Source organism: Escherichia coli DSM 30083 = JCM 1649 = ATCC 11775 (assembly GCF_003697165.2).
GTDB lineage: Bacteria > Pseudomonadota > Gammaproteobacteria > Enterobacterales > Enterobacteriaceae > Escherichia > Escherichia coli.
On record NZ_CP033092.2, the window covers coordinates 1,625,628 to 1,650,004 of the forward strand.

The 24,377-nt window shown below is 53.4% G+C and carries 22 protein-coding genes; 19 read left to right on the forward strand and 3 right to left on the reverse strand.

Translation table 11 applies throughout. The features are described 5' to 3' along the window. Nucleotides 1–6: 6 nt before the first annotated feature. The 13 genes from nuoA (at nucleotide 7) to nuoN (ending at nucleotide 15,031) form a co-directional block, all read left to right on the forward strand. Nucleotides 7–450: an NADH-quinone oxidoreductase subunit NuoA gene (gene nuoA / locus EAS44_RS08875; protein WP_000062997.1), complete on the forward strand. Its 444-nt coding sequence runs from the start codon at nucleotides 7–9 to the stop codon at nucleotides 448–450. A 15-nt stretch (nucleotides 451–465) separates the two neighbouring features. Continuing rightward, nucleotides 466–1,128 carry an NADH-quinone oxidoreductase subunit NuoB gene (gene nuoB / locus EAS44_RS08880; protein WP_000386733.1) on the forward strand — a complete coding sequence of 221 codons (663 nt, stop codon included), beginning with the start codon at nucleotides 466–468 and terminating at the stop codon, nucleotides 1,126–1,128. A 93-nt stretch (nucleotides 1,129–1,221) separates the two neighbouring features. Beyond that, entirely contained in the window at nucleotides 1,222–3,024 is a 1,803-nt protein-coding gene (gene nuoC / locus EAS44_RS08885; protein ID WP_000247881.1) for an NADH-quinone oxidoreductase subunit C/D, read from the forward strand. Between the two features lie 2 nt (nucleotides 3,025–3,026). Next, a complete protein-coding gene (gene nuoE, locus EAS44_RS08890; protein ID WP_000545042.1) occupies nucleotides 3,027–3,527 on the forward strand; it encodes an NADH-quinone oxidoreductase subunit NuoE in 501 nt (166 codons plus the stop codon). Then, a complete protein-coding gene (gene nuoF / locus EAS44_RS08895) occupies nucleotides 3,524–4,861 on the forward strand; it encodes an NADH-quinone oxidoreductase subunit NuoF (RefSeq protein ID WP_000789507.1) in 1,338 nt (445 codons plus the stop codon). Before nuoE ends, nuoF begins: the two co-directional genes overlap by 4 nt. A 52-nt stretch (nucleotides 4,862–4,913) precedes the next feature. Then, nucleotides 4,914–7,640, forward strand: a complete 2,727-nt coding sequence (nuoG, locus tag EAS44_RS08900) for an NADH-quinone oxidoreductase subunit NuoG (RefSeq protein WP_001296257.1) — start codon at nucleotides 4,914–4,916, stop codon at nucleotides 7,638–7,640. Beyond that, nucleotides 7,637–8,614 (forward strand): NADH-quinone oxidoreductase subunit NuoH, encoded by a 978-nt coding sequence (gene nuoH / locus EAS44_RS08905; RefSeq protein WP_000118512.1) that lies wholly within the window; start codon nucleotides 7,637–7,639, stop codon nucleotides 8,612–8,614. Before nuoG ends, nuoH begins: the two co-directional genes overlap by 4 nt. 14 nt (nucleotides 8,615–8,628) lie before the next feature. Further along, the gene (gene nuoI, locus EAS44_RS08910) at nucleotides 8,629–9,171 is read left to right on the forward strand and encodes an NADH-quinone oxidoreductase subunit NuoI (RefSeq protein ID WP_000172749.1); all 543 of its coding nucleotides are present in this window, start codon (nucleotides 8,629–8,631) and stop codon (nucleotides 9,169–9,171) included. Between the two features lie 11 nt (nucleotides 9,172–9,182). Next, a complete protein-coding gene (nuoJ, locus tag EAS44_RS08915) occupies nucleotides 9,183–9,737 on the forward strand; it encodes an NADH-quinone oxidoreductase subunit J (RefSeq protein ID WP_000393511.1) in 555 nt (184 codons plus the stop codon). Then, a complete protein-coding gene (gene nuoK / locus EAS44_RS08920; protein WP_000612644.1) occupies nucleotides 9,734–10,036 on the forward strand; it encodes an NADH-quinone oxidoreductase subunit NuoK in 303 nt (100 codons plus the stop codon). Before nuoJ ends, nuoK begins: the two co-directional genes overlap by 4 nt. Beyond that, on the forward strand, nucleotides 10,033–11,874 hold the full coding sequence (gene nuoL, locus EAS44_RS08925) for an NADH-quinone oxidoreductase subunit L (protein ID WP_001056618.1): 1,842 nt from the start codon (nucleotides 10,033–10,035) through the stop codon (nucleotides 11,872–11,874). Before nuoK ends, nuoL begins: the two co-directional genes overlap by 4 nt. A 163-nt stretch (nucleotides 11,875–12,037) precedes the next feature. Beyond that, entirely contained in the window at nucleotides 12,038–13,567 is a 1,530-nt protein-coding gene (nuoM, locus tag EAS44_RS08930) for an NADH-quinone oxidoreductase subunit M (protein ID WP_000926460.1), read from the forward strand. Between the two features lie 6 nt (nucleotides 13,568–13,573). Continuing rightward, on the forward strand, nucleotides 13,574–15,031 hold the full coding sequence (gene nuoN, locus EAS44_RS08935) for an NADH-quinone oxidoreductase subunit NuoN (RefSeq protein WP_000156712.1): 1,458 nt from the start codon (nucleotides 13,574–13,576) through the stop codon (nucleotides 15,029–15,031). A gap of 66 nt (nucleotides 15,032–15,097) precedes the next feature. Here the strand turns inward: nuoN and yfbM are convergent, their stop codons facing one another. Then, the gene (gene yfbM, locus EAS44_RS08940; protein ID WP_000525373.1) at nucleotides 15,098–15,601 is read right to left on the reverse strand and encodes a YfbM family protein; all 504 of its coding nucleotides are present in this window, start codon (nucleotides 15,599–15,601) and stop codon (nucleotides 15,098–15,100) included. Nucleotides 15,602–15,703: 102 nt separating this feature from the next. Next, on the reverse strand, nucleotides 15,704–16,675 hold the full coding sequence (gene yfbL / locus EAS44_RS08945) for a M28 family metallopeptidase (RefSeq protein WP_000723502.1): 972 nt from the start codon (nucleotides 16,673–16,675) through the stop codon (nucleotides 15,704–15,706). Between the two features lie 137 nt (nucleotides 16,676–16,812). On the opposite strand from yfbL, the gene yfbK reads away from it, so the two are divergent. Next, the gene (gene yfbK, locus EAS44_RS08950) at nucleotides 16,813–18,555 is read left to right on the forward strand and encodes a vWA domain-containing protein (RefSeq protein ID WP_001244789.1); all 1,743 of its coding nucleotides are present in this window, start codon (nucleotides 16,813–16,815) and stop codon (nucleotides 18,553–18,555) included. 120 nt (nucleotides 18,556–18,675) lie between these two features. Here the strand turns inward: yfbK and rbn are convergent, their stop codons facing one another. Continuing rightward, the gene (gene rbn, locus EAS44_RS08955; RefSeq protein ID WP_000420115.1) at nucleotides 18,676–19,593 is read right to left on the reverse strand and encodes a ribonuclease BN; all 918 of its coding nucleotides are present in this window, start codon (nucleotides 19,591–19,593) and stop codon (nucleotides 18,676–18,678) included. Between the two features lie 64 nt (nucleotides 19,594–19,657). Here rbn and elaA point away from each other — a divergent pair, with 64 nt between their 5' ends. From elaA to menH, 5 genes are all read left to right on the forward strand, one after another. After that, on the forward strand, nucleotides 19,658–20,119 hold the full coding sequence (gene elaA, locus EAS44_RS08960; RefSeq protein WP_000568142.1) for a GNAT family N-acetyltransferase: 462 nt from the start codon (nucleotides 19,658–19,660) through the stop codon (nucleotides 20,117–20,119). A gap of 54 nt (nucleotides 20,120–20,173) precedes the next feature. Continuing rightward, nucleotides 20,174–20,479, forward strand: a complete 306-nt coding sequence (gene elaB, locus EAS44_RS08965) for a stress response protein ElaB (protein WP_000070621.1) — start codon at nucleotides 20,174–20,176, stop codon at nucleotides 20,477–20,479. A 78-nt stretch (nucleotides 20,480–20,557) separates the two neighbouring features. Continuing rightward, a complete protein-coding gene (gene menF, locus EAS44_RS08970) occupies nucleotides 20,558–21,853 on the forward strand; it encodes an isochorismate synthase MenF (RefSeq protein ID WP_001191428.1) in 1,296 nt (431 codons plus the stop codon). A gap of 88 nt (nucleotides 21,854–21,941) precedes the next feature. Then, entirely contained in the window at nucleotides 21,942–23,612 is a 1,671-nt protein-coding gene (gene menD / locus EAS44_RS08975) for a 2-succinyl-5-enolpyruvyl-6-hydroxy-3-cyclohexene-1-carboxylic-acid synthase (RefSeq protein WP_000116370.1), read from the forward strand. Then, nucleotides 23,609–24,367 (forward strand): 2-succinyl-6-hydroxy-2,4-cyclohexadiene-1-carboxylate synthase, encoded by a 759-nt coding sequence (gene menH, locus EAS44_RS08980; protein WP_000600529.1) that lies wholly within the window; start codon nucleotides 23,609–23,611, stop codon nucleotides 24,365–24,367. Before menD ends, menH begins: the two co-directional genes overlap by 4 nt. The last annotated feature ends 10 nt before the right edge of the window (nucleotides 24,368–24,377 follow it).

The window sequence follows — 24,377 nt, forward strand, 5'->3', positions numbered from 1 at the left end:
TAAGCAATGAGTATGTCAACATCCACTGAAGTCATCGCTCATCACTGGGCATTCGCTATCTTTCTTATCGTTGCCATTGGCCTGTGTTGCCTGATGCTGGTAGGCGGTTGGTTTTTAGGCGGTCGCGCACGCGCGAGGTCAAAAAACGTTCCGTTTGAATCCGGTATCGACTCGGTCGGCTCCGCCCGCTTACGCCTGTCCGCCAAGTTTTATCTGGTGGCCATGTTCTTCGTTATCTTCGACGTTGAAGCGCTGTATCTGTTCGCATGGTCAACCTCTATCCGCGAAAGCGGCTGGGTAGGCTTTGTGGAAGCTGCAATTTTTATTTTTGTGTTACTGGCAGGTCTGGTTTATCTGGTGCGTATTGGCGCGCTGGACTGGACGCCCGCGCGTTCACGCCGCGAGCGTATGAACCCGGAAACGAACAGTATCGCTAATCGTCAACGCTAACCGCGAGGCATTAAGATGGATTATACGCTCACCCGCATAGATCCCAACGGTGAGAATGACCGTTACCCCCTGCAAAAGCAGGAGATCGTAACCGACCCTCTGGAGCAAGAAGTTAACAAAAACGTGTTTATGGGCAAGCTCAATGACATGGTTAACTGGGGTCGTAAAAACTCAATTTGGCCGTATAACTTCGGTCTTTCCTGCTGTTACGTTGAGATGGTGACTTCGTTTACCGCGGTGCATGACGTGGCGCGTTTTGGCGCTGAAGTATTGCGTGCTTCGCCGCGTCAGGCTGACCTGATGGTGGTTGCAGGAACCTGCTTTACCAAAATGGCACCGGTTATTCAGCGTTTGTATGACCAGATGCTGGAACCAAAATGGGTTATCTCAATGGGTGCCTGTGCCAACTCCGGCGGTATGTACGATATTTATTCCGTTGTGCAGGGCGTTGATAAATTCATCCCGGTTGATGTGTATATCCCGGGCTGTCCGCCGCGTCCTGAAGCGTACATGCAGGCACTGATGCTGTTGCAGGAATCTATCGGTAAAGAACGTCGTCCGCTCTCCTGGGTGGTTGGCGATCAGGGCGTTTATCGCGCCAATATGCAATCAGAGCGCGAACGCAAGCGCGGTGAACGCATTGCCGTTACCAACCTGCGTACACCTGACGAGATTTAATTTGCGCCTGTCGGCAAAGGGAATTTTCTTCGCTTATTCCTAAATCTATTTCGCGAAGCTTACTGCGCCGACAGTCACCACGGACCATTTGCAATGGTGAACAATATGACCGACTTAACCGCGCAAGAACCCGCCTGGCAGACCCGCGATCATCTTGATGATCCGGTGATTGGCGAACTGCGCAACCGTTTTGGGCCGGATGCCTTTACTGTTCAGGCGACTCGCACCGGGGTTCCCGTTGTGTGGATCAAGCGTGAACAATTACTGGAAGTGGGCGATTTCTTAAAGAAACTGCCGAAACCTTACGTCATGCTGTTTGACTTACACGGCATGGACGAACGTCTGCGCACACACCGCGAAGGGTTACCTGCCGCGGATTTTTCCGTTTTCTACCATCTGATTTCTATCGATCGTAACCGCGACATCATGCTGAAGGTGGCGCTGGCAGAAAACGACCTGCACGTACCGACCTTTACCAAATTATTCCCGAACGCTAACTGGTATGAGCGTGAAACCTGGGATCTATTTGGCATTACATTCGACGGTCACCCGAACCTGCGCCGCATCATGATGCCGCAAACCTGGAAAGGTCACCCGCTGCGTAAAGATTACCCGGCGCGCGCTACCGAATTCTCGCCGTTTGAGCTGACCAAAGCCAAACAGGATCTGGAGATGGAAGCCCTGACCTTCAAACCGGAAGAGTGGGGGATGAAGCGCGGCACCGAAAATGAGGACTTCATGTTCCTCAACCTCGGTCCGAACCACCCGTCTGCGCACGGTGCTTTCCGTATCGTTTTGCAGCTTGATGGCGAAGAGATTGTCGACTGCGTACCAGACATCGGTTACCACCACCGTGGTGCGGAGAAAATGGGCGAACGCCAGTCCTGGCACAGCTACATTCCGTATACCGACCGTATCGAATACCTCGGCGGCTGCGTTAACGAAATGCCTTATGTGCTGGCGGTAGAGAAACTGGCTGGGATCACCGTGCCGGATCGCGTTAACGTCATTCGCGTAATGCTCTCCGAACTGTTCCGCATCAACAGTCACCTGCTGTATATCTCCACCTTTATTCAGGACGTCGGCGCGATGACGCCAGTGTTCTTCGCCTTTACCGATCGTCAGAAAATTTACGATCTGGTGGAAGCAATCACTGGTTTTCGTATGCACCCGGCGTGGTTCCGTATTGGCGGCGTAGCGCACGACCTGCCGCGCGGCTGGGATCGCCTGCTGCGTGAGTTCCTCGACTGGATGCCGAAACGTCTGGCGTCTTACGAGAAAGCGGCGCTGCAAAACACCATTCTGAAAGGTCGTTCCCAGGGCGTTGCCGCTTACGGCGCGAAAGAGGCGCTGGAGTGGGGCACCACCGGCGCGGGCCTGCGTGCCACCGGGATCGACTTCGACGTGCGTAAGGCGCGTCCTTATTCTGGCTATGAAAACTTCGACTTCGAAATTCCGGTGGGCGGTGGTGTTTCTGACTGCTACACCCGCGTAATGCTGAAAGTAGAAGAGTTGCGCCAGAGTCTGCGTATTCTTGAGCAGTGCCTCAACAACATGCCGGAAGGCCCGTTCAAAGCGGATCACCCGCTGACCACGCCGCCGCCGAAAGAGCGCACGCTGCAACATATCGAAACCCTGATCACCCACTTCCTGCAAGTGTCGTGGGGTCCGGTGATGCCTGCCAATGAATCCTTCCAGATGGTTGAGGCGACCAAGGGGATCAACAGTTACTACCTGACCAGCGACGGCAGCACCATGAGTTATCGCACCCGTATCCGTACGCCGAGTTATGCGCATTTGCAGCAAATTCCGGCGGCGATCCGCGGCAGCCTGGTGTCTGACCTGATTGTTTATCTGGGCAGTATCGATTTTGTTATGTCAGATGTGGACCGCTAATTATGCACGAGAATCAACAACCACAAACCGAGGCTTTTGAGCTGAGTGCGGCAGAGCGTGAAGCGATTGAGCACGAGATGCACCACTACGAAGACCCGCGTGCGGCGTCCATTGAAGCGCTGAAAATCGTTCAGAAGCAGCGTGGCTGGGTGCCGGATGGCGCGATCCACGCGATCGCCGATGTGCTGGGTATTCCGGCGAGCGACGTCGAAGGCGTGGCAACGTTTTATAGCCAGATCTTCCGTCAGCCAGTAGGCCGCCATGTGATCCGTTATTGCGACAGCGTGGTCTGTCACATCAACGGTTACCAGGGTATTCAGGCGGCGCTGGAGAAAAAACTGAACATCAAACCAGGGCAAACGACATTTGACGGTCGCTTCACGCTGCTGCCAACTTGCTGCCTGGGGAACTGTGATAAAGGGCCAAACATGATGATCGATGAGGACACTCACGCGCATCTGACCCCGGAAGCGATCCCTGAACTGCTGGAGCGGTATAAATGAAAAACATTATCCGTACTCCCGAAACGCATCCGCTGACCTGGCGTCTGCGCGATGACAAACAGCCAGTGTGGCTGGACGAATATCGCAGCAAAAACGGTTACGAAGGCGCGCGTAAGGCGCTGACCGGGTTGTCTCCGGACGAAATCGTTAATCAGGTAAAAGACTCTGGTCTGAAAGGGCGCGGTGGCGCAGGCTTCTCGACTGGCCTGAAGTGGAGCCTGATGCCGAAAGACGAATCCATGAATATCCGTTACCTACTGTGTAACGCCGATGAAATGGAGCCGGGCACCTATAAAGACCGTCTGCTGATGGAGCAACTGCCGCACCTGCTGGTGGAAGGCATGCTCATCTCCGCGTTTGCGCTGAAAGCTTACCGTGGCTATATCTTCCTGCGCGGCGAATATATCGAAGCGGCAGTGAATCTACGCCGTGCCATTGCCGAAGCCACCGAAGCGGGTCTGCTTGGCAAAAACATTATGGGAACAGGTTTTGATTTCGAACTGTTCGTCCATACCGGGGCAGGGCGCTACATCTGCGGTGAAGAAACAGCGTTAATCAACTCCCTGGAAGGGCGTCGCGCTAACCCACGCTCGAAACCGCCCTTCCCGGCAACCTCCGGTGCATGGGGTAAACCAACCTGCGTTAACAACGTCGAAACCCTGTGTAACGTTCCGGCGATCCTCGCTAACGGCGTGGAGTGGTATCAGAACATCTCGAAAAGTAAAGATGCTGGCACCAAGCTGATGGGCTTCTCTGGTCGGGTGAAAAATCCGGGTCTGTGGGAACTGCCGTTCGGCACCACCGCACGCGAGATCCTCGAAGACTACGCCGGTGGTATGCGTGACGGTCTGAAATTCAAAGCCTGGCAGCCAGGCGGCGCGGGGACTGACTTCCTGACCGAAGCGCACCTTGACCTGCCGATGGAATTCGAAAGTATCGGTAAAGCGGGAAGCCGTCTGGGTACGGCGCTGGCGATGGCGGTTGACCACGAGATCAACATGGTGTCGCTGGTGCGTAACCTGGAAGAGTTTTTCGCCCGTGAGTCCTGCGGCTGGTGTACGCCATGTCGCGACGGTCTGCCGTGGAGCGTGAAAATTCTACGTGCGCTGGAGCGTGGCGAAGGCCAGCCGGGCGATATCGAAACACTTGAGCAACTGTGTCGATTCTTAGGCCCGGGTAAAACTTTCTGTGCCCACGCACCTGGTGCAGTGGAGCCGTTACAGAGCGCCATCAAATATTTCCGCGAAGAATTTGAGGCGGGAATCAAACAGCCGTTCAGCAATACCCATTTGATTAATGGGATTCAGCCGAACCTGCTGAAAGAGCGCTGGTAACCGAATTTCGATTAACGCTCAGTCTCTGACTGAGAAAACTGGAAGCATGCTAATGGCTACAATTCATGTAGACGGCAAAGAATACGAGGTCAACGGAGCGGACAACCTGCTGGAAGCTTGTCTGTCTCTGGGCCTTGATATTCCTTACTTTTGCTGGCATCCGGCGCTGGGAAGCGTCGGTGCTTGCCGCCAGTGTGCGGTGAAGCAATACCAAAACGCGGAAGACACGCGTGGTCGCCTGGTGATGTCCTGTATGACACCGGCTTCCGATGGCACCTTTATTTCCATTGACGACGAAGAAGCGAAACAGTTCCGTGAAAGTGTGGTCGAGTGGTTAATGACCAACCACCCGCACGACTGTCCGGTATGTGAAGAGGGCGGTAACTGCCATCTTCAGGATATGACTGTGATGACCGGACACAGCTTCCGTCGCTACCGTTTCACCAAACGTACCCACCGTAATCAGGATTTAGGGCCGTTCATCTCTCACGAAATGAACCGCTGCATCGCCTGCTACCGCTGTGTGCGTTACTACAAAGATTACGCTGACGGTACGGACCTGGGCGTTTACGGTGCGCACGACAACGTCTACTTCGGTCGCCCGGAAGACGGCACGCTGGAAAGCGAATTTTCCGGTAACCTGGTCGAAATTTGCCCGACCGGCGTATTTACCGACAAAACGCACTCCGAGCGTTACAACCGTAAATGGGATATGCAGTTTGCGCCGAGCATCTGCCAGCAATGTTCCATCGGCTGTAACATCAGCCCCGGCGAGCGTTATGGCGAACTGCGTCGTATCGAAAACCGTTACAACGGTACGGTAAACCACTACTTCCTCTGCGACCGTGGTCGTTTCGGTTACGGCTACGTCAACCTGAAAGATCGTCCGCGTCAGCCAGTACAGCGTCGGGGCGATGATTTCATTACCCTCAACGCCGAACAGGCAATGCAGGGCGCAGCAGATATTCTGCGTCAGTCGAAGAAAGTGATCGGCATTGGTTCTCCGCGCGCCAGCGTGGAAAGCAACTTTGCGCTGCGTGAGCTGGTGGGCGAAGAAAACTTCTACACCGGTATCGCTCACGGTGAGCAGGAACGTCTGCAACTGGCGCTGAAAGTGCTGCGTGAAGGCGGCATTTATACTCCGGCTCTGCGCGAAATCGAATCTTACGATGCGGTACTGGTGCTGGGCGAAGACGTTACCCAGACCGGCGCGCGCGTCGCGCTGGCAGTTCGTCAGGCGGTGAAAGGTAAAGCGCGCGAAATGGCGGCAGCACAGAAAGTGGCTGACTGGCAGATTGCGGCAATCCTCAACATCGGCCAACGTGCGAAGCATCCGCTGTTTGTTACCAACGTTGATGACACCCGTCTGGATGATATCGCGGCGTGGACTTACCGCGCACCGGTTGAAGATCAGGCGCGTTTAGGTTTTGCCATCGCCCATGCGCTGGATAACTCCGCGCCAGCGGTTGACGGTATTGAACCTGAGCTGCAAAGCAAAATCGACGTCATCGTGCAGGCACTGGCAGGTGCGAAGAAACCGTTGATTATCTCCGGGACGAACGCCGGTAGCGCTGAAGTGATTCAGGCTGCGGCTAACGTGGCGAAAGCCCTGAAAGGTCGCGGCGCTGACGTCGGTATCACCATGATTGCCCGTTCCGTCAACAGCATGGGGCTGGGCATTATGGGCGGTGGATCGCTTGAAGAAGCGTTAACCGAACTGGAAACCGGACGCGCCGACGCGGTGGTGGTGCTGGAAAACGATCTGCATCGTCACGCTTCCGCTACCCGCGTGAATGCTGCGCTGGCTAAAGCGCCGCTGGTGATGGTGGTTGACCATCAACGCACAGCGATTATGGAAAACGCCCATCTGGTACTTTCTGCTGCCAGCTTTGCTGAAAGCGACGGTACGGTGATTAACAACGAAGGCCGTGCCCAACGTTTCTTCCAGGTTTACGATCCGGCTTATTACGACAGCAAAACTGTCATGCTGGAAAGCTGGCGTTGGTTACACTCGCTGCACAGCACCTTGCTGAGCCGTGAAGTGGACTGGACGCAGCTCGACCACGTGATTGACGCTGTTGTGGCGAAAATCCCGGAACTGGCAGGTATCAAAGATGCTGCGCCGGATGCGACATTCCGTATTCGTGGGCAGAAACTGGCCCGTGAACCGCATCGCTATAGCGGTCGTACCGCCATGCGCGCCAATATCAGCGTTCATGAGCCGCGTCAGCCGCAGGATATTGACACCATGTTCACCTTCTCGATGGAAGGTAACAACCAGCCGACCGCGCACCGTTCGCAAGTGCCGTTTGCCTGGGCGCCAGGCTGGAACTCCCCGCAGGCGTGGAACAAATTCCAGGACGAAGTGGGCGGCAAACTGCGTTTTGGCGATCCGGGCGTGCGTCTGTTTGAAACCAGCGAAAACGGCCTGGATTACTTCACCAGCGTACCGGCACGCTTCCAGCCGCAGGACGGGAAATGGCGTATCGCGCCGTACTACCACCTGTTTGGCAGCGATGAATTGTCACAGCGTGCTCCGGTCTTCCAGAGCCGTATGCCGCAGCCGTACATCAAACTCAACCCAGCGGATGCCGCGAAGTTGGGTGTGAACGCTGGTACACGCGTCTCCTTTAGTTACGATGGCAACACGGTCACGCTGCCGGTTGAAATCGCCGAAGGGCTGACAGCAGGGCAGGTGGGCTTGCCGATGGGTATGTCCGGCATTGCTCCGGTGCTGGCTGGCGCGCATCTTGAGGATCTCAAGGAGGCACAACAATGAGTTGGATATCACCGGAACTGATTGAGATCCTGCTGACCGTCCTTAAAGCGGTGGTGATCCTGCTGGTGGTAGTCACCTGTGGGGCATTCATGAGCTTTGGCGAACGTCGCCTGCTGGGTCTGTTCCAGAACCGTTATGGACCTAACCGTGTTGGCTGGGGCGGTTCGCTCCAGCTGGTTGCGGACATGATCAAAATGTTCTTTAAAGAAGACTGGATCCCGAAATTCTCGGATCGTGTCATCTTTACCCTGGCACCGATGATTGCCTTTACCTCGCTGCTGCTGGCCTTTGCAATTGTGCCAGTCAGTCCGGGTTGGGTGGTTGCCGACCTGAACATCGGGATTTTGTTCTTCCTGATGATGGCAGGTCTGGCGGTTTACGCGGTGCTGTTTGCGGGCTGGTCAAGTAACAACAAATATTCGCTGCTGGGGGCGATGCGTGCTTCTGCGCAGACCCTGAGCTACGAAGTGTTCCTCGGGCTTTCCCTGATGGGCGTGGTGGCGCAGGCCGGTTCATTCAACATGACCGACATCGTCAATAGCCAGGCGCATGTGTGGAACGTCATCCCGCAATTCTTTGGTTTTATTACCTTTGCCATCGCGGGCGTGGCGGTGTGTCACCGTCACCCGTTTGACCAGCCGGAAGCCGAGCAGGAACTGGCGGATGGTTACCACATTGAATATTCCGGTATGAAGTTCGGTCTGTTCTTCGTGGGCGAATACATCGGGATTGTGACCATCTCTGCACTGATGGTGACGCTGTTCTTCGGTGGCTGGCAAGGCCCGTTGTTACCGCCATTCATCTGGTTCGCGCTGAAAACCGCGTTCTTTATGATGATGTTCATTTTGATTCGTGCGTCGTTACCGCGTCCGCGTTATGACCAGGTAATGTCCTTCGGCTGGAAAATCTGCCTGCCGCTGACGCTGATCAACTTGCTGGTAACGGCGGCTGTCATTCTCTGGCAGGCGCAATAAGGGGCAATAAGACCATGACCTTAAAAGAATTGTTAGTAGGTTTCGGCACCCAGGTTCGTAGTATCTGGATGATCGGCCTGCACGCGTTCGCCAAACGCGAAACGCGAATGTACCCGGAAGAGCCGGTCTATCTGCCGCCCCGTTATCGTGGTCGTATCGTTCTGACCCGCGATCCGGACGGCGAAGAGCGTTGCGTAGCCTGTAACCTCTGCGCGGTAGCCTGCCCGGTCGGCTGTATCTCGCTGCAAAAAGCAGAAACCAAAGACGGTCGCTGGTATCCGGAATTTTTCCGCATCAACTTCTCACGCTGCATTTTCTGTGGTCTGTGCGAAGAAGCCTGTCCGACCACGGCGATTCAGTTAACCCCGGATTTCGAAATGGGGGAATACAAGCGCCAGGATCTGGTTTACGAGAAAGAGGATCTGCTGATCTCCGGTCCGGGCAAATACCCGGAATATAACTTCTACCGGATGGCAGGTATGGCAATCGACGGCAAAGATAAGGGCGAAGCAGAGAACGAAGCCAAGCCTATCGACGTCAAGAGCCTGTTACCGTAAGGAGAGGGGCAATGGAGTTCGCTTTTTATATCTGTGGCCTGATAGCCATACTTGCGACCTTGCGAGTGATCACCCATACCAATCCGGTACACGCGCTGCTGTACCTGATTATTTCGCTGCTGGCGATCTCTGGGGTGTTCTTCTCACTGGGCGCTTACTTCGCCGGTGCGCTGGAAATTATCGTCTATGCGGGTGCCATTATGGTGCTGTTCGTGTTCGTGGTGATGATGCTCAACCTGGGCGGTTCAGAAATCGAACAGGAACGCCAGTGGCTGAAACCGCAGGTGTGGATTGGTCCGGCGATTTTGTCAGCCATCATGCTGGTGGTGATTGTTTACGCCATTCTCGGTGTTAACGATCAAGGTATCGACGGTACGCCAATCAGTGCTAAAGCAGTGGGTATTACGCTGTTCGGGCCTTACGTACTGGCGGTGGAACTGGCTTCTATGCTGCTGCTCGCGGGTCTGGTTGTGGCCTTCCACGTCGGTCGTGAAGAGCGTGCGGGTGAAGTGCTGAGCAATCGTAAAGACGACAGCGCGAAAAGAAAAACGGAGGAGCACGCATGATCCCCTTACAACATGGACTGATCCTCGCGGCAATCTTATTCGTTCTTGGCTTAACCGGTCTGGTTATCCGTCGCAATCTGCTGTTTATGCTGATTGGTCTGGAAATCATGATTAACGCCTCTGCGCTGGCCTTTGTGGTCGCCGGAAGCTACTGGGGCCAGACCGACGGTCAGGTGATGTACATTCTCGCCATCAGCCTCGCGGCGGCGGAAGCGAGTATCGGCCTTGCGCTGCTGCTGCAACTTCACCGTCGTCGCCAGAACCTGAACATCGATTCAGTAAGTGAGATGCGCGGATGAACATGCTTGCCTTAACCATTATTTTGCCATTGATTGGCTTCGTCCTGCTGGCGTTCTCCCGTGGGCGCTGGTCTGAAAACGTCTCGGCGATCGTCGGCGTTGGCTCTGTGGGCCTGGCGGCGCTGGTAACTGCCTTTATCGGCGTTGACTTCTTCGCTAACGGTGAGCAGGCATACAGCCAGCCGCTGTGGACGTGGATGTCGGTAGGCGACTTTAACATCGGTTTTAACCTGGTGCTGGACGGCCTGTCGCTGACCATGCTCTCGGTGGTCACTGGTGTGGGTTTCCTTATTCACATGTACGCCTCCTGGTATATGCGCGGTGAAGAGGGCTACTCTCGCTTCTTCGCTTACACCAACCTGTTCATCGCCAGCATGGTAGTTCTGGTGCTTGCCGACAACCTGCTGCTGATGTACCTCGGCTGGGAAGGCGTGGGCCTGTGCTCCTATCTGCTGATCGGTTTCTATTACACCGATCCGAAGAATGGCGCAGCGGCAATGAAAGCGTTCGTCGTGACCCGTGTGGGTGACGTCTTCCTCGCTTTCGCGCTGTTCATTCTTTACAACGAACTGGGCACCCTGAACTTCCGCGAAATGGTGGAACTGGCACCAGCGCACTTTGCTGACGGCAATAACATGCTGATGTGGGCGACGCTGATGCTGCTGGGCGGTGCGGTCGGTAAATCTGCTCAGTTGCCGTTGCAGACATGGCTTGCCGACGCGATGGCGGGCCCGACGCCTGTCTCCGCGCTGATCCACGCCGCAACAATGGTAACCGCGGGTGTCTACCTGATCGCCCGTACCCACGGTCTGTTCCTGATGACGCCGGAAGTTCTGCATCTGGTGGGCATTGTTGGGGCGGTTACGCTGCTGCTGGCCGGTTTTGCGGCGCTGGTACAGACCGACATCAAACGTGTTCTCGCTTACTCTACCATGAGCCAGATTGGCTACATGTTCCTCGCGCTTGGCGTGCAGGCATGGGATGCGGCGATTTTCCACTTGATGACCCACGCGTTCTTTAAAGCACTGCTGTTCCTGGCATCCGGTTCCGTCATTCTGGCCTGCCATCACGAACAGAACATCTTTAAGATGGGTGGTCTGCGTAAATCTATTCCGCTGGTTTATCTCTGCTTCCTGGTGGGCGGCGCAGCACTGTCGGCACTGCCGCTGGTCACTGCGGGCTTCTTCAGTAAGGATGAGATCCTCGCGGGTGCGATGGCGAATGGACATATCAATCTGATGGTGGCAGGTCTGGTCGGTGCATTTATGACCTCGCTTTACACCTTCCGTATGATTTTCATCGTCTTCCACGGAAAAGAACAAATTCACGCTCACGCCGTGAAAGGGGTAACTCACAGCCTGCCGCTGATTGTGCTGCTGATCCTTTCCACCTTCGTTGGCGCACTGATTGTACCGCCGCTGCAGGGCGTGCTTCCGCAAACGACGGAGCTGGCGCACGGCAGCATGTTGACCCTGGAAATTACCTCTGGCGTGGTCGCGGTGGTCGGCATTCTGCTGGCTGCCTGGCTATGGCTGGGTAAACGTACTCTGGTGACCTCCATCGCCAACAGTGCGCCGGGCCGTCTGCTGGGTACCTGGTGGTACAACGCCTGGGGCTTTGACTGGCTGTACGACAAAGTGTTCGTCAAGCCGTTCCTGGGTATTGCCTGGTTGCTGAAACGCGATCCGCTGAACTCAATGATGAACATCCCGGCTGTCCTTTCCCGCTTTGCAGGTAAAGGTCTGCTGTTAAGCGAGAACGGTTATCTGCGCTGGTATGTGGCATCCATGAGCATCGGTGCGGTCGTGGTGCTGGCACTGTTGATGGTACTGCGTTGAGTTAAGGATTGTGGGATTGCCCCTGGGCATATAAGAACGTAGGTCGGATAAGCCGTCTTCGCGGCGCATCCGACACTACCCCCAGTCCGAAGAGAATTTTCTGTCGTGAGAATTCGTTGAAAATCCGGTCCTGACGGGACTTTTACAAGGAATAAAGATCGCCATGTTACTACCCTGGCTAATATTAATTCCCTTTATCGGCGGCTTCCTGTGCTGGCAGACCGAACGCTTTGGCGTCAAGGTGCCGCGCTGGATCGCGCTGGTAACCATGGGATTGACGCTGGCGCTGTCGCTGCAACTGTGGTTGCAGGGCGGTTATTCACTGACGCAATCCGCCGGAATTCCGCAGTGGCAGTCTGAATTCGACATGCCGTGGATCCCGCGTTTTGGTATCTCTATTCATCTCGCCATTGACGGTCTGTCGTTGCTGATGGTCGTGCTGACCGGTCTGCTCGGTGTGCTGGCGGTACTCTGTTCGTGGAAAGAGATCGAAAAATATCAGGGCTTCTTCCACCTCAACCTGATGTGGATCCTGGGCGGCGTTATCGGCGTGTTCCTTGCCATCGACATGTTCCTGTTCTTCTTCTTCTGGGAAATGATGCTGGTGCCGATGTACTTCCTGATCGCACTGTGGGGGCATAAAGCCTCTGACGGTAAAACGCGTATCACGGCGGCAACCAAGTTCTTCATTTACACCCAGGCGAGTGGTCTGGTGATGTTGATCGCCATCCTGGCGCTGGTTTTCGTTCACTACAATGCGACCGGCGTCTGGACCTTCAACTATGAAGAGCTGCTGAATACGCCGATGTCTAACGGCGTGGAATACCTGTTGATGCTGGGCTTCTTCATCGCCTTCGCAGTGAAAATGCCGGTGGTTCCGCTGCATGGCTGGTTACCGGATGCGCACTCCCAGGCACCGACCGCCGGTTCCGTTGACCTCGCGGGGATCTTGCTGAAAACCGCCGCTTACGGTCTGTTGCGTTTCTCCTTGCCGCTGTTCCCGAACGCGTCGGCAGAGTTTGCGCCAATCGCCATGTGGCTGGGTGTTATCGGCATCTTCTATGGTGCGTGGATGGCCTTCGCCCAGACCGATATCAAACGTCTGATCGCCTACACCTCGGTTTCCCACATGGGCTTCGTGCTGATTGCTATCTACACCGGCAGCCAGTTGGCCTACCAGGGCGCGGTAATCCAGATGATTGCGCACGGCTTGTCGGCGGCGGGTCTGTTTATTCTTTGTGGTCAGCTTTATGAACGTATCCATACCCGCGACATGCGCATGATGGGCGGTCTGTGGAGCAAAATGAAATGGCTGCCAGCACTGTCGCTGTTCTTTGCGGTGGCAACGCTTGGGATGCCTGGCACCGGTAACTTCGTCGGCGAATTTATGATTCTGTTCGGCAGCTTCCAGGTTGTCCCGGTGATTACCGTTATCTCTACCTTTGGGCTGGTCTTTGCATCTGTTTATTCGCTGGCGATGCTGCATCGCGCTTACTTCGGCAAAGCGAAAAGCCAGATTGCCAGCCAGGAACTGCCAGGGATGTCGCTGCGTGAGCTGTTTATGATCCTGTTGCTGGTGGTGCTGCTGGTACTGCTGGGCTTCTATCCGCAGCCGATTCTGGATACCTCGCACTCCGCGATTGGCAATATCCAGCAGTGGTTTGTTAATTCCGTTACTACTACAAGGCCGTAAATCGCCATGACAATAACTCCACAAAACCTGATCGCACTGCTACCGTTGCTGATCGTCGGCTTGACGGTGGTGGTTGTGATGCTCTCCATTGCGTGGCGACGCAATCATTTCCTCAACGCTACGCTCTCGGTTATTGGGCTTAACGCGGCGCTGGTTTCGCTCTGGTTTGTCGGCCAGGCGGGCGCTATGGACGTTACGCCGCTGATGCGCGTTGATGGTTTCGCCATGCTTTACACCGGGCTGGTATTGTTGGCGAGCCTCGCCACCTGTACTTTCGCCTACCCGTGGCTTGAAGGCTATAACGACAACAAGGACGAGTTCTACCTGTTGGTGTTAATTGCCGCGCTGGGCGGGATCCTGCTGGCGAATGCCAACCATCTGGCGTCTCTGTTCCTCGGTATCGAACTGATCTCTTTGCCGCTGTTTGGCCTGGTCGGTTACGCTTTCCGCCAGAAACGTTCGCTGGAAGCCAGTATCAAATACACCATCCTTTCTGCCGCAGCGTCTTCTTTCCTGCTGTTCGGTATGGCGCTGGTGTATGCGCAGTCTGGCGACCTGTCGTTTGTCGCACTGGGTAAAAACCTCGGCGACGGTATGCTCAACGAGCCGCTGTTGCTGGCAGGTTTTGGCCTGATGATTGTTGGCCTCGGTTTCAAACTCTCTCTGGTGCCGTTCCACCTGTGGACGCCAGACGTATACCAGGGCGCGCCTGCGCCGGTTTCCACTTTCCTGGCGACGGCGAGCAAAATCGCTATCTTCGGCGTGGTGATGCGTTTGTTCCTTTACGCACCGGTGGGTGACAGTGAAGCGATTCGCGTAGTGCTGGCGATTATCGCCTTTGCCTCCATCATCTTCGGTAACCTGATGGCGCTGAGCCAGACCAATATCAAACGTCTGCTCGGTTACTCATCTATCTCTCACCTCGGCTATCTGCTGGTGGCGCTGATTGCGCTGCAAACCGGCGAGATGTCGATGGAAGCGGTAGGGGTTTACCTGGTCGGTTATCTGTTCAGCAGCCTCGGCGCGTTCGGCGTGGTCAGCCTGATGTCCAGCCCGTATCGTGGCCCGGATGCTGATTCCCTGTTCTCTTACCGCGGTCTGTTCTGGCATCGTCCGATCCTCGCGGCAGTGATGACGGTGATGATGCTTTCACTGGCTGGTATCCCAATGACGCTGGGCTTTATCGGTAAGTTCTACGTGCTGGCGGTCGGTGTCCAGGCACACTTGTGGTGGCTGGTGGGTGCCGTGGTTGTTGGTTCGGCAATCGGCCTTTACTACTACCTGCGCGTGGCGGTGAGCTTATACCTGCACGCTCCGGAACAACCGGGTCGCGATGCACCATCAAACTGGCAGTACAGCGCAGGCGGTATCGTGGTGCTGATCTCTGCACTGTTGGTACTGGTGCTGGGTGTATGGCCACAACCGCTGATTAGCATTGTGCGGTTAGCAATGCCGCTGATGTAAACAGTCAGTTTGTAAGTCAGAAAGCCGCCGACATGTTCGGCGGTTTTTTTTGGTGCCCTGACACCATCACCCAACAATAACCGTCAGCGCATGATTCCCTTGTCGCAGCATACGTCGATACGCGCTAATCAGCTTTTCCATATCAAGCATGATCGAAGCAAAGAGTTGCCCCTCTAACTCTTCTGAAAAGGTTACTCCCGGATAAATCTCCATTTCATTGAGTCGCTTAATGGAAAACTGTTTACGCAGCTCACTTCGATCCAGTGATTCCAGTCGGTCGATTGTCGCGGCTAACTCCTGATTCCAGGTCAATCCCAGGAAGCCATCTATGCCATCTTCTAGGCTGTGTTCACCAAGCACGGCGCGACTCAGCGGGTCATTCTTCGCGGGATCAAAAGCAGAGGTGCCTGTCAGCCCAAAGTGTAAAAAATCCCAGCGTTTATCAATATCCAGTCGGCGTAATCCTGAAAGCGTGTCATGTATATTATCCATCAAAGGTTTTTTAGTAGACTCAAGCAGTTGGTTAATCTTTTCTGAGTCAATTTCTGCAAAATAGCCAATCATTCCCATTTATTTTTCCTCCGTTGAATTTCATGTTTCGCATCTTAAAACAGACGAAAGAAAATAAAATGCGCATGTTGCTTTTTCTGGATCCGCCTCGAGAAATTTTTATTATTTACTGTTGTATAACAAGGTTGTAACTCCATCCACTACCTGAGCCATTTTCTGATAATTTAATCTGTCTGCGATATCACCGGGCAAGTGGTATTGCTTATTACGATAAAAAGCGGTGTCAGTAATCATTACGGCGGGAATATCGTGTTGCCAATAATTAAGGTGATCAGAGAAATCAATACCGGGAATAAAACCTGGGGCATTCATAGAATAAACAGATAAATCCCGGGATGACAACAATGCCGCTTTTACCTGACGAACGGCGTTGATATCCTGCATTCTGCCGACCACGGCAATAAAGTCTCCCCGATCGGGATAAAGCCAGGACATTGCCGGGTAAGGGTAATCCTGGCTACCAGGCGTAGAGTCGTAATAACCAATCATCTCCAGCGCTATCATTAATTTCACTGGACGCTCAAGCGAAGCTGCATGTACCGCGCTCCCCATTTCATCGCTACGAAAGAAGGGCGGTTCTTCCGACGCATAGGCGACCAGTTGGACGCCAATCCCTGGAGTCTGCTGCTGTAACAAACGTGCCAGTTCGAGTAATCCTGCCACGCCGCTGGCGTTATCATCCGCGCCCGGCGTATAGGTCAATTGATCGTTTTCATAACTACTGACAGAGTCATAGTGCGCACCAATAATAATCAGCGGTCCATCGGCAGGACCATAATTAGCAACAATGTTTTTGTAGGGGCCACCCGTAATGGGGACATCCTGCGCGGTAACTCTGGCACCGTTACTGATAAAGACCTCTTTTATATACTCTGCGGACCTATTCAGATTATCAATATTGTCGGCGCTACGTGGATGCACTGTTTGTGTAAGATAACGAACTGTTTTTTCTAATTGCTCAGGACTTGCGTGTCGGGGCGTTGGCGGTAATGCATTCACCCAGGGTTGGTAAAAAATAATCAGAGGGAGTGAAAACAGAAATAATATAATAAAAGCAAAATTTATTTTTTTCATATGCAAATTATTAATGGGTTGCGTTGTTGAATCATTATTTGTTATGGGTTTCGATATTGTATTTTATTAAGATTAGCAGGATTATACAAAGAGTGTATTTTATGTCGGGGCCCTGAATTTATTTAAAAGGATTTTATATGCGAAATAAAAATATAATCATGTTGCTTATAAGTAGTTTGATTTTGTCAGGATGTGAGCCGGAACCTGAGGATAAGAAAAGTCAGCAACAACAATCTACTACACCCACTGACCAGCAAGTGCTTGCCGCGCAACAAGCGGCAACAAAAGTGGCTGAGCAAAGCGCCGCCAAAGCCGCTGCAGACGCGAAAGCCTTAGCCCAGCAAGAAGTGCAACAATATTCAGACAAACAGGCTTTGCTGGGGCGATTGCAGGCGGCTCCAAAATATCAACATGCAGCCAGAGAAAAAGCAGCCTCCCAAATCGCAAATCCAGGAACCGCTCGCTACCAGCAGTTCGATGATAATCCGGTTAAGCAGGTAGCGCAAAACCCGTTGGCGACGTTTAGCCTTGACGTCGATACTGGCAGTTATGCGAATGTGCGGCGTTTCCTTAATCAAGGGCTGTTACCTCCGCCAGACGCTGTGCGGGTGGAGGAGATAGTCAATTATTTCCCGTCTGACTGGGATATCAAAGACAAACAATCTATTCCGGCCTCTAAGCCAATACCTTTCGCTATGCGCTACGAATTGGCACCTGCACCCTGGAATGAACAGCGAACATTGCTGAAAGTTGATATCCTGGCGAAAGATCGCAAAAGTGAAGAGTTACCCGCTTCTAATCTGGTCTTTCTTATCGACACGTCTGGTTCAATGATTTCTGATGAACGTTTGCCACTTATCCAGTCTTCGTTGAAATTATTGGTCAAAGAACTTCGTGAGCAGGATAACATTGCCATCGTGACCTACGCTGGCGACTCTCGTATTGCGTTGCCTTCTATCTCCGGTAGTCACAAGGCGGAAATTAATGCTGCAATTGATTCGCTGGATGCAGAAGGCAGTACCAATGGCGGTGCCGGGCTGGAGATGGCTTATCAGCAGGCAGCGAAGGGGTTTATTAAAGGTGGTATCAATCGCATTTTATTGGCCACTGACGGTGACTTTAACGTTGGCATTGACGATCCAAAATCGATTGAATCAATGGTCAAAAAACAGCGTGAGTCCGGTGTTACTCTGTCGACGCTTGGCGTGGGGGATAGCAATTATAACGAGGCAATGATGGTAAGAATTGCCGATGTTGGTAACGGCAACTATAGCTACATTGATACCCTCTCAGAGGCGCAGAAAGTGTTGAACAGTGAAATGCGGCAGACGTTGATTACCGTAGCAAAAGATGTCAAAGCGCAAATTGAGTTTAACCCCGCGTGGGTAACGGAATACCGTCAGATAGGTTATGAAAAGCGCCAACTTAGGGCAGAGGATTTTAATAACGACAACGTTGATGCGGGTGATATTGGCGCAGGTAAACATATAACATTTTTATTTGAATTAACGCTGAAAGGGCAAAAAGCATCAATTGATAAGTTACGCTATGCCCCGGATAACAAATCAGCGAAATCGGACAAAACAAAAGAACTTGCCTGGTTAAAGATTCGTTGGAAATCCCCACAGGGAAAAGAAAGTCAGTTAGTTGAATTCCCGTTGGCATTCGCAATAAAGGCACCTTCAGAAGATATGCGTTTTCGCGCAGCAGTGGCTGCATATGGGCAAAAGTTACGCGGTTCTGAATACCTGAATAATACCTCCTGGCAGCAGATCAAACAGTGGGCTCAGAAGGCAAAAGGGGAAGATCCACAGGGTTACAGAGCGGAATTTATTCGCCTGATTGGACTGGCGAAAGATCTGGACAATTCACAAAACTAAAAATGATAATTCTGTTTGCCTGATATCGACATCAAACGTATCCGGCAAACAGATGAAAAAATGTCAAATAAATGCGTTGGTATCGTTAAATTAATCTGCTAACTAACCACCGCTTTCGACTTAAATGCTAAACACCGCGAAATCATTCGCCAGTTCAGTCGCCGGGAAAATTGACCGACATTCACGTAACAGGTGCTGACAACCTTTGTCATCATAGCGCGAGCTGACGTGGGTAATGATTAGCTTACCGACTCCAGCCTCACGGGCTAGTGCCGCCGCCTGGCGTGTAGAACTATGGCCGCGACTGTTGGCTTTGGCCTCCATCGCCATATCCAGAGTCGCTTCGTGAACCATTACGTCGACGCCTTTAGCCAGCTCCAGCGCGGCATCGCAGGGGCCGGTATCGCCGAAAATAGCGAGCGCTTTACCCGGCACTGGAACGGCTAAGTAATCTGCGCCATTAATCTGCCTTCCATCATCCAGCATGATTGTTTTGCCCGCTTTTAATTCCTGAAACAGCGGGCCAGGCGGCACGCCAGCAGCTTTTAATGCCTGGGCATTTAATGCACCTGGTTTATCATGTTCTTCAATACGATAACCATAACATTCCAGTGGGTGTTCCATCGGATAAGCGGTCACTTTGCGCAGGCCATCATCGAAAATTTCGCCAGCACCAATTTCGACAATTTCCAGCGGATAATCGGTCCATGAGCCGCTAATCCGCAGCGCGGTCTCCACAAATTCACGGATACCGTGCGGACCATAAATCGTTAAGGGTTGGATAATGCCTGACATAGAACGACTGCACAGTAAGCCGGGTAAACCAAAGAGATGATCGCCATGAAGGTGACTGATAAAAATCTTGTCCAGTTTTCCAGGGTTAAAGGCGGTATGCAGTAGCTGATGCTGGGTGCCTTCACCGCAGTCAAATAACCAAAGTCCGCTCTGGGTCGGATGTTGCAGGTTAAGCAATATTGCCGTGACATTACGCGTACGGGTTGGCACACCGGCTGAAGTACCTAAAAAAATTAATTCCATGAGTTCATCACGCTGCTGAAAATATTCCGGCTAGTATAAAGCAAACAGCACAAAGGAGCCTTCCATGATCGACTGGCAAGATCTGCATCATTCTGATTTATCCGTTTCTCAGCTTTATGCCTTATTACAACTGCGTTGTGCGGTATTTGTAGTGGAACAAAACTGTCCTTACCAGGATATCGATGGTGACGATCTGGAGGGAGAAAATCGCCACATTCTCGGTTGGCATAACGGGACACTGGTGGCGTATGCGAGGATTCTGAAAAGTGACGACGAACTGCAACCCGTTGTGATTGGTCGGGTGATTGTCAGCGAAGCCTTACGCGGTGAAAAAATCGGTCAGCAATTGATGAGTAAGGCGCTGGAATCGTGTACTCGCCGCTGGCCGGAGAAGCCGATTTATCTGGGGGCGCAGGCGCATTTACAAAACTTTTATGGGCAATTTGGTTTCATCCCTGTGACCGATATTTATGAAGAAGATGGTATCCCACACATTGGGATGGCACGCGAGGTAATTCAGGCGTAATCAATAACCCTTGTCTATAGTTAGTGACAGGTTTTACACAAATGGAGAACGAGAATGTCTAATCAGTTTGGTGATACACGTATTGATGATGACCTGACGCTGCTTAGTGAAACACTGGAAGAGGTGCTCCGCTCCTCTGGCGATCCCGCCGATCAGAAATATGTTGAGCTGAAAGCGCGTGCAGAAAAAGCGCTGGATGATGTGAAAAAACGGGTTAGCCAGGCTTCAGACAGTTATTACTATCGGGCGAAGCAGGCTGTTTATCGTGCTGATGACTACGTCCACGAAAAACCCTGGCAAGGAATTGGTGTGGGTGCGGCCGTTGGGCTGGTTCTGGGACTGTTGCTGGCACGCCGTTAAAACCTCCCTACACCGGGGTACTGCATTTTTTTTGTCGTACCCCGTATAATGTGAGGCTTTTAACAGGGAGAGGTCCGCGTGCAATCACTTACTACGGCGCTGGAAAATCTACTGCGCCATTTGTCGCAAGAGATTCCGGCGACACCCGGCATTCGGGTTATCGATATTCCTTTCCCTCTCAAAGACGCTTTTGATGCCTTGAGCTGGCTGGCCAGTCAGCAGGTGTATCCGCAATTCTACTGGCAACAACGTAATGGTGATGAAGAAGCTGCCGTCCTGGGTGCGATTACCCGTTTTACGTCGTTGGACCAGGCACAACGTTTTCTTCGCCAGCACCCGGAACACGCCGACTTACGCATCTGGGGGTTGAATGCGTTTGACCCGTCGCAGGGCAATTTACTTTTACCACGCCTGGAATGGCGACGTTGTGGCGGTAAAGCCACGCTGCGGCTGACGCTATTCAGCGAAAGCTCCCTTCAGCACGATGCAATCAAGGCAAAAGAATTTATCGCCACACTGGTGAGTATCAAGCCCCTGCCTGGATTACATTTAACCACCACGCGAGAACAACACTGGCCGGACAAAACGGGCTGGACGCAATTAATCGAACTGGCAACGAAAACCATCGCCGAAGGCGAGCTCGACAAAGTTGTGCTTGCTCGGGCAACCGACCTGCATTTCGCAAGTCCGGTCAATGCGGCAGCGATGATGGCTGCCAGTCGTCGGCTCAATCTGAATTGCTACCATTTTTACATGGCCTTTGATGGCGAAAATGCTTTTCTTGGTTCTTCACCGGAACGGTTATGGCGGCGGCGTGACAAAGCGCTGCGTACCGAAGCGCTGGCGGGAACGGTAGCAAATCATCCTGATGATAAGCAGGCGCAGCAGTTAGGTGAGTGGCTGATGGCGGATGATAAAAACCAGCGCGAGAACATGTTGGTGGTGGAAGATATCTGCCAACGATTGCAGGCCGATACCCAAACGCTGGATGTTTTACCGCCGCAGGTACTGCGTCTACGTAAAGTACAGCATCTTCGCCGCTGTATCTGGACTTCACTCAACAAAGCGGATGATGTGATCTGTTTACATCAGTTGCAGCCAACGGCAGCAGTTGCTGGCTTACCGCGCGATCTGGCGCGACAGTTTATCGCCCGTCACGAACCGTTCACTCGAGAATGGTACGCCGGTTCTGCGGGCTATCTCTCATTACAGCAAAGTGAATTCTGCGTTTCCCTGCGCTCAGCAAAAATCAGCGGCAATATCGTGCGGCTATATGCTGGCGCAGGCATTGTCCGTGGTTCCGACCCCGAGCAAGAGTGGCAGGAAATCGACAACAAAGCGGCAGGGCTGCGTACTTTATTACAAATGGAATAGTAATGAGTCGCATCATTACCGATTCATATCAATAATCTATTTTTGTAGCTCCTTATACTTAGCCGCAATATTGATACCGGACAAACTCATGTCAGTAAGCGCATTTAACCGACGCTGGGCGGCGGTCATTCTGGAAGCATTAACGCGTCACGGCGTCAGACACATCTGTATCGCCCCTGGCTCGCGTTCTACACCGTTAACGTTAGCGGCGGCGGAGAATTCCGCATTTATTCATCATACCCATTTCGATGAGCGTGGACTGGGGCATCTGGCACTGGGGCTGGCGAAAGTCAGCAAGCAGCCGGTGGCGGTGATTGTGACCTCCGGCACGGCGGTAGCAAATCTCTATCCGGCACTGATTGAAGCTGGGTTAACCGGAGAAAAACTGATCCTGTTAACCGCCGATCGCCCGCCGGAGCTGATTGACTGCGGCGCGAATCAGGCGATTCGTCAGCCGGGAATGTTCGCCTCTCACCCCACGCACAGTATTTCACTGCCGCGCCCGACCCAGGATATCCCCGCACGTTGGCTGGTTTCTACCATCGACCACGCTCTCGGTACGCTTCATGCTGGTGGAGTCCATATCAACTGCCCGTTTGCTGAACCGCTGTATGGCGAAATGGACGACACCGGGATTAGCTGGCAACAGCGGCTGGGCGACTGGTGGCAGGACGACAAACCGTGGCTGCGTGAAGCGCCTCGTCGGGAAAGTGAAAAACAGCGTGACTGGTTCTTCTGGCGACAAAAGCGCGGCGTGGTGGTTGCCGGGCGCATGAGTGCGGAAGAGGGCAAAAAAGTTGCACTGTGGGCGCAAACTCTTGGCTGGCCGCTGATTGGCGACGTGCTGTCGCAAACCGGACAGCCGCTGCCGTGTGCCGATCTCTGGTTAGGCAATGCCAAAGCGACCAGCGAACTGCAACAGGCACAAATAGTGGTGCAACTGGGAAGCAGCCTGACGGGGAAACGACTCCTCCAATGGCAGGCAAGCTGTGAACCAGAAGAGTACTGGATTGTTGATGACATTGAAGGGCGACTTGATCCGGCACACCATCGCGGACGTCGCTTAATTGCCAATATTGCCGACTGGCTGGAGCTGCATCCGGCAGAAAAACGCCAGCCCTGGTGCGTTGAAATCCCGCGCCTGGCGGAACAGGCAATGCAGGCGGTTATTGCCCGTCGCGATGCGTTTGGCGAAGCGCAACTGGCGCATCGCATCAGCGACTACTTGCCTGAACAGGGGCAATTGTTTGTCGGTAACAGCCTGGTGGTGCGTCTGATTGATGCGCTTTCGCAACTTCCGGCAGGTTACCCGGTGTACAGCAACCGTGGTGCCAGCGGTATCGACGGGCTGCTCTCGACTGCCGCCGGCGTTCAGCGGGCAAGCGGCAAACCGACGCTGGCGATTGTGGGCGATCTCTCCGCACTTTACGATCTCAACGCGCTGGCGTTATTGCGCCAGGTTTCCGCACCGCTGGTATTAATTGTGGTGAACAACAACGGCGGGCAAATTTTTTCGCTGTTGCCAACGCCGAAAAGCGAGCGCGAGCGTTTCTATCTGATGCCGCAAAACGTCCATTTTGAGCACGCCGCTGCGATGTTCGAGCTGAAATATCATCGTCCGCAAAACTGGCAGGAACTTGAAACGACACTAGTCGATGCCTGGCGTACGCCGACCACCACGGTGATTGAAATGGTGGTTAACGACACCGATGGTGCGCAAACGCTCCAGCAACTTCTGGCGCAGGTAAGCCATTTATGATCCTGCACGCGCAGGCAAAACACGGCAAACCAGGTTTACCCTGGTTGGTGTTTTTGCACGGTTTTTCTGGCGATTGCCATGAATGGCAAGAAGTGGGCGAGGCGTTTGCCGACTACTCGCGGTTGTATGTTGATCTCCCAGGTCACGGTGGTTCAGCGACGATCAGCGTCGATGGATTTGATGATGTCACCGGCTTATTGTGTAAAACGCTGGTTAGTTACAACATACTTAACTTCTGGCTGGTGGGGTACTCGCTTGGCGGACGGGTGGCGATGATGGCGGCTTGCCAGGAGCCGGCGGGGCTTTGTGGAGTTGTTGTCGAAGGCGGGCATCCTGGATTGCAAAATGCTGAACAACGCGCGGAACGTCAGCGTTCCGATCGCCAATGGGCGCAGCGTTTTCGTACAGAACCGTTAACGGCGGTATTTGCCGATTGGTATCAACAGCCTGTTTTTGCCTCGCTCAATGACGATCAACGCCGGGAGCTGGTGGCGCTGCGCAGCAACAATAATGGCGCAACCCTTGCCGCCATGCTGGAGGCGACTTCTCTCGCCGTCCAGCCCGATTTACGTGCTAACCTTAGCGCCCGCACATTTGCGTTTTATTATTTATGTGGTGAACGTGACAGCAAATTCCGCGCTCTGGCGGCGGAACTGGCTGCCGACTGCCATGTCATTCCTCGCGCCGGACATAACGCGCACCGGGAAAATCCCGCTGGCGTAATCGCAAGTCTGGCGCAGATCTTGCGTTTCTGACTAAAGGACA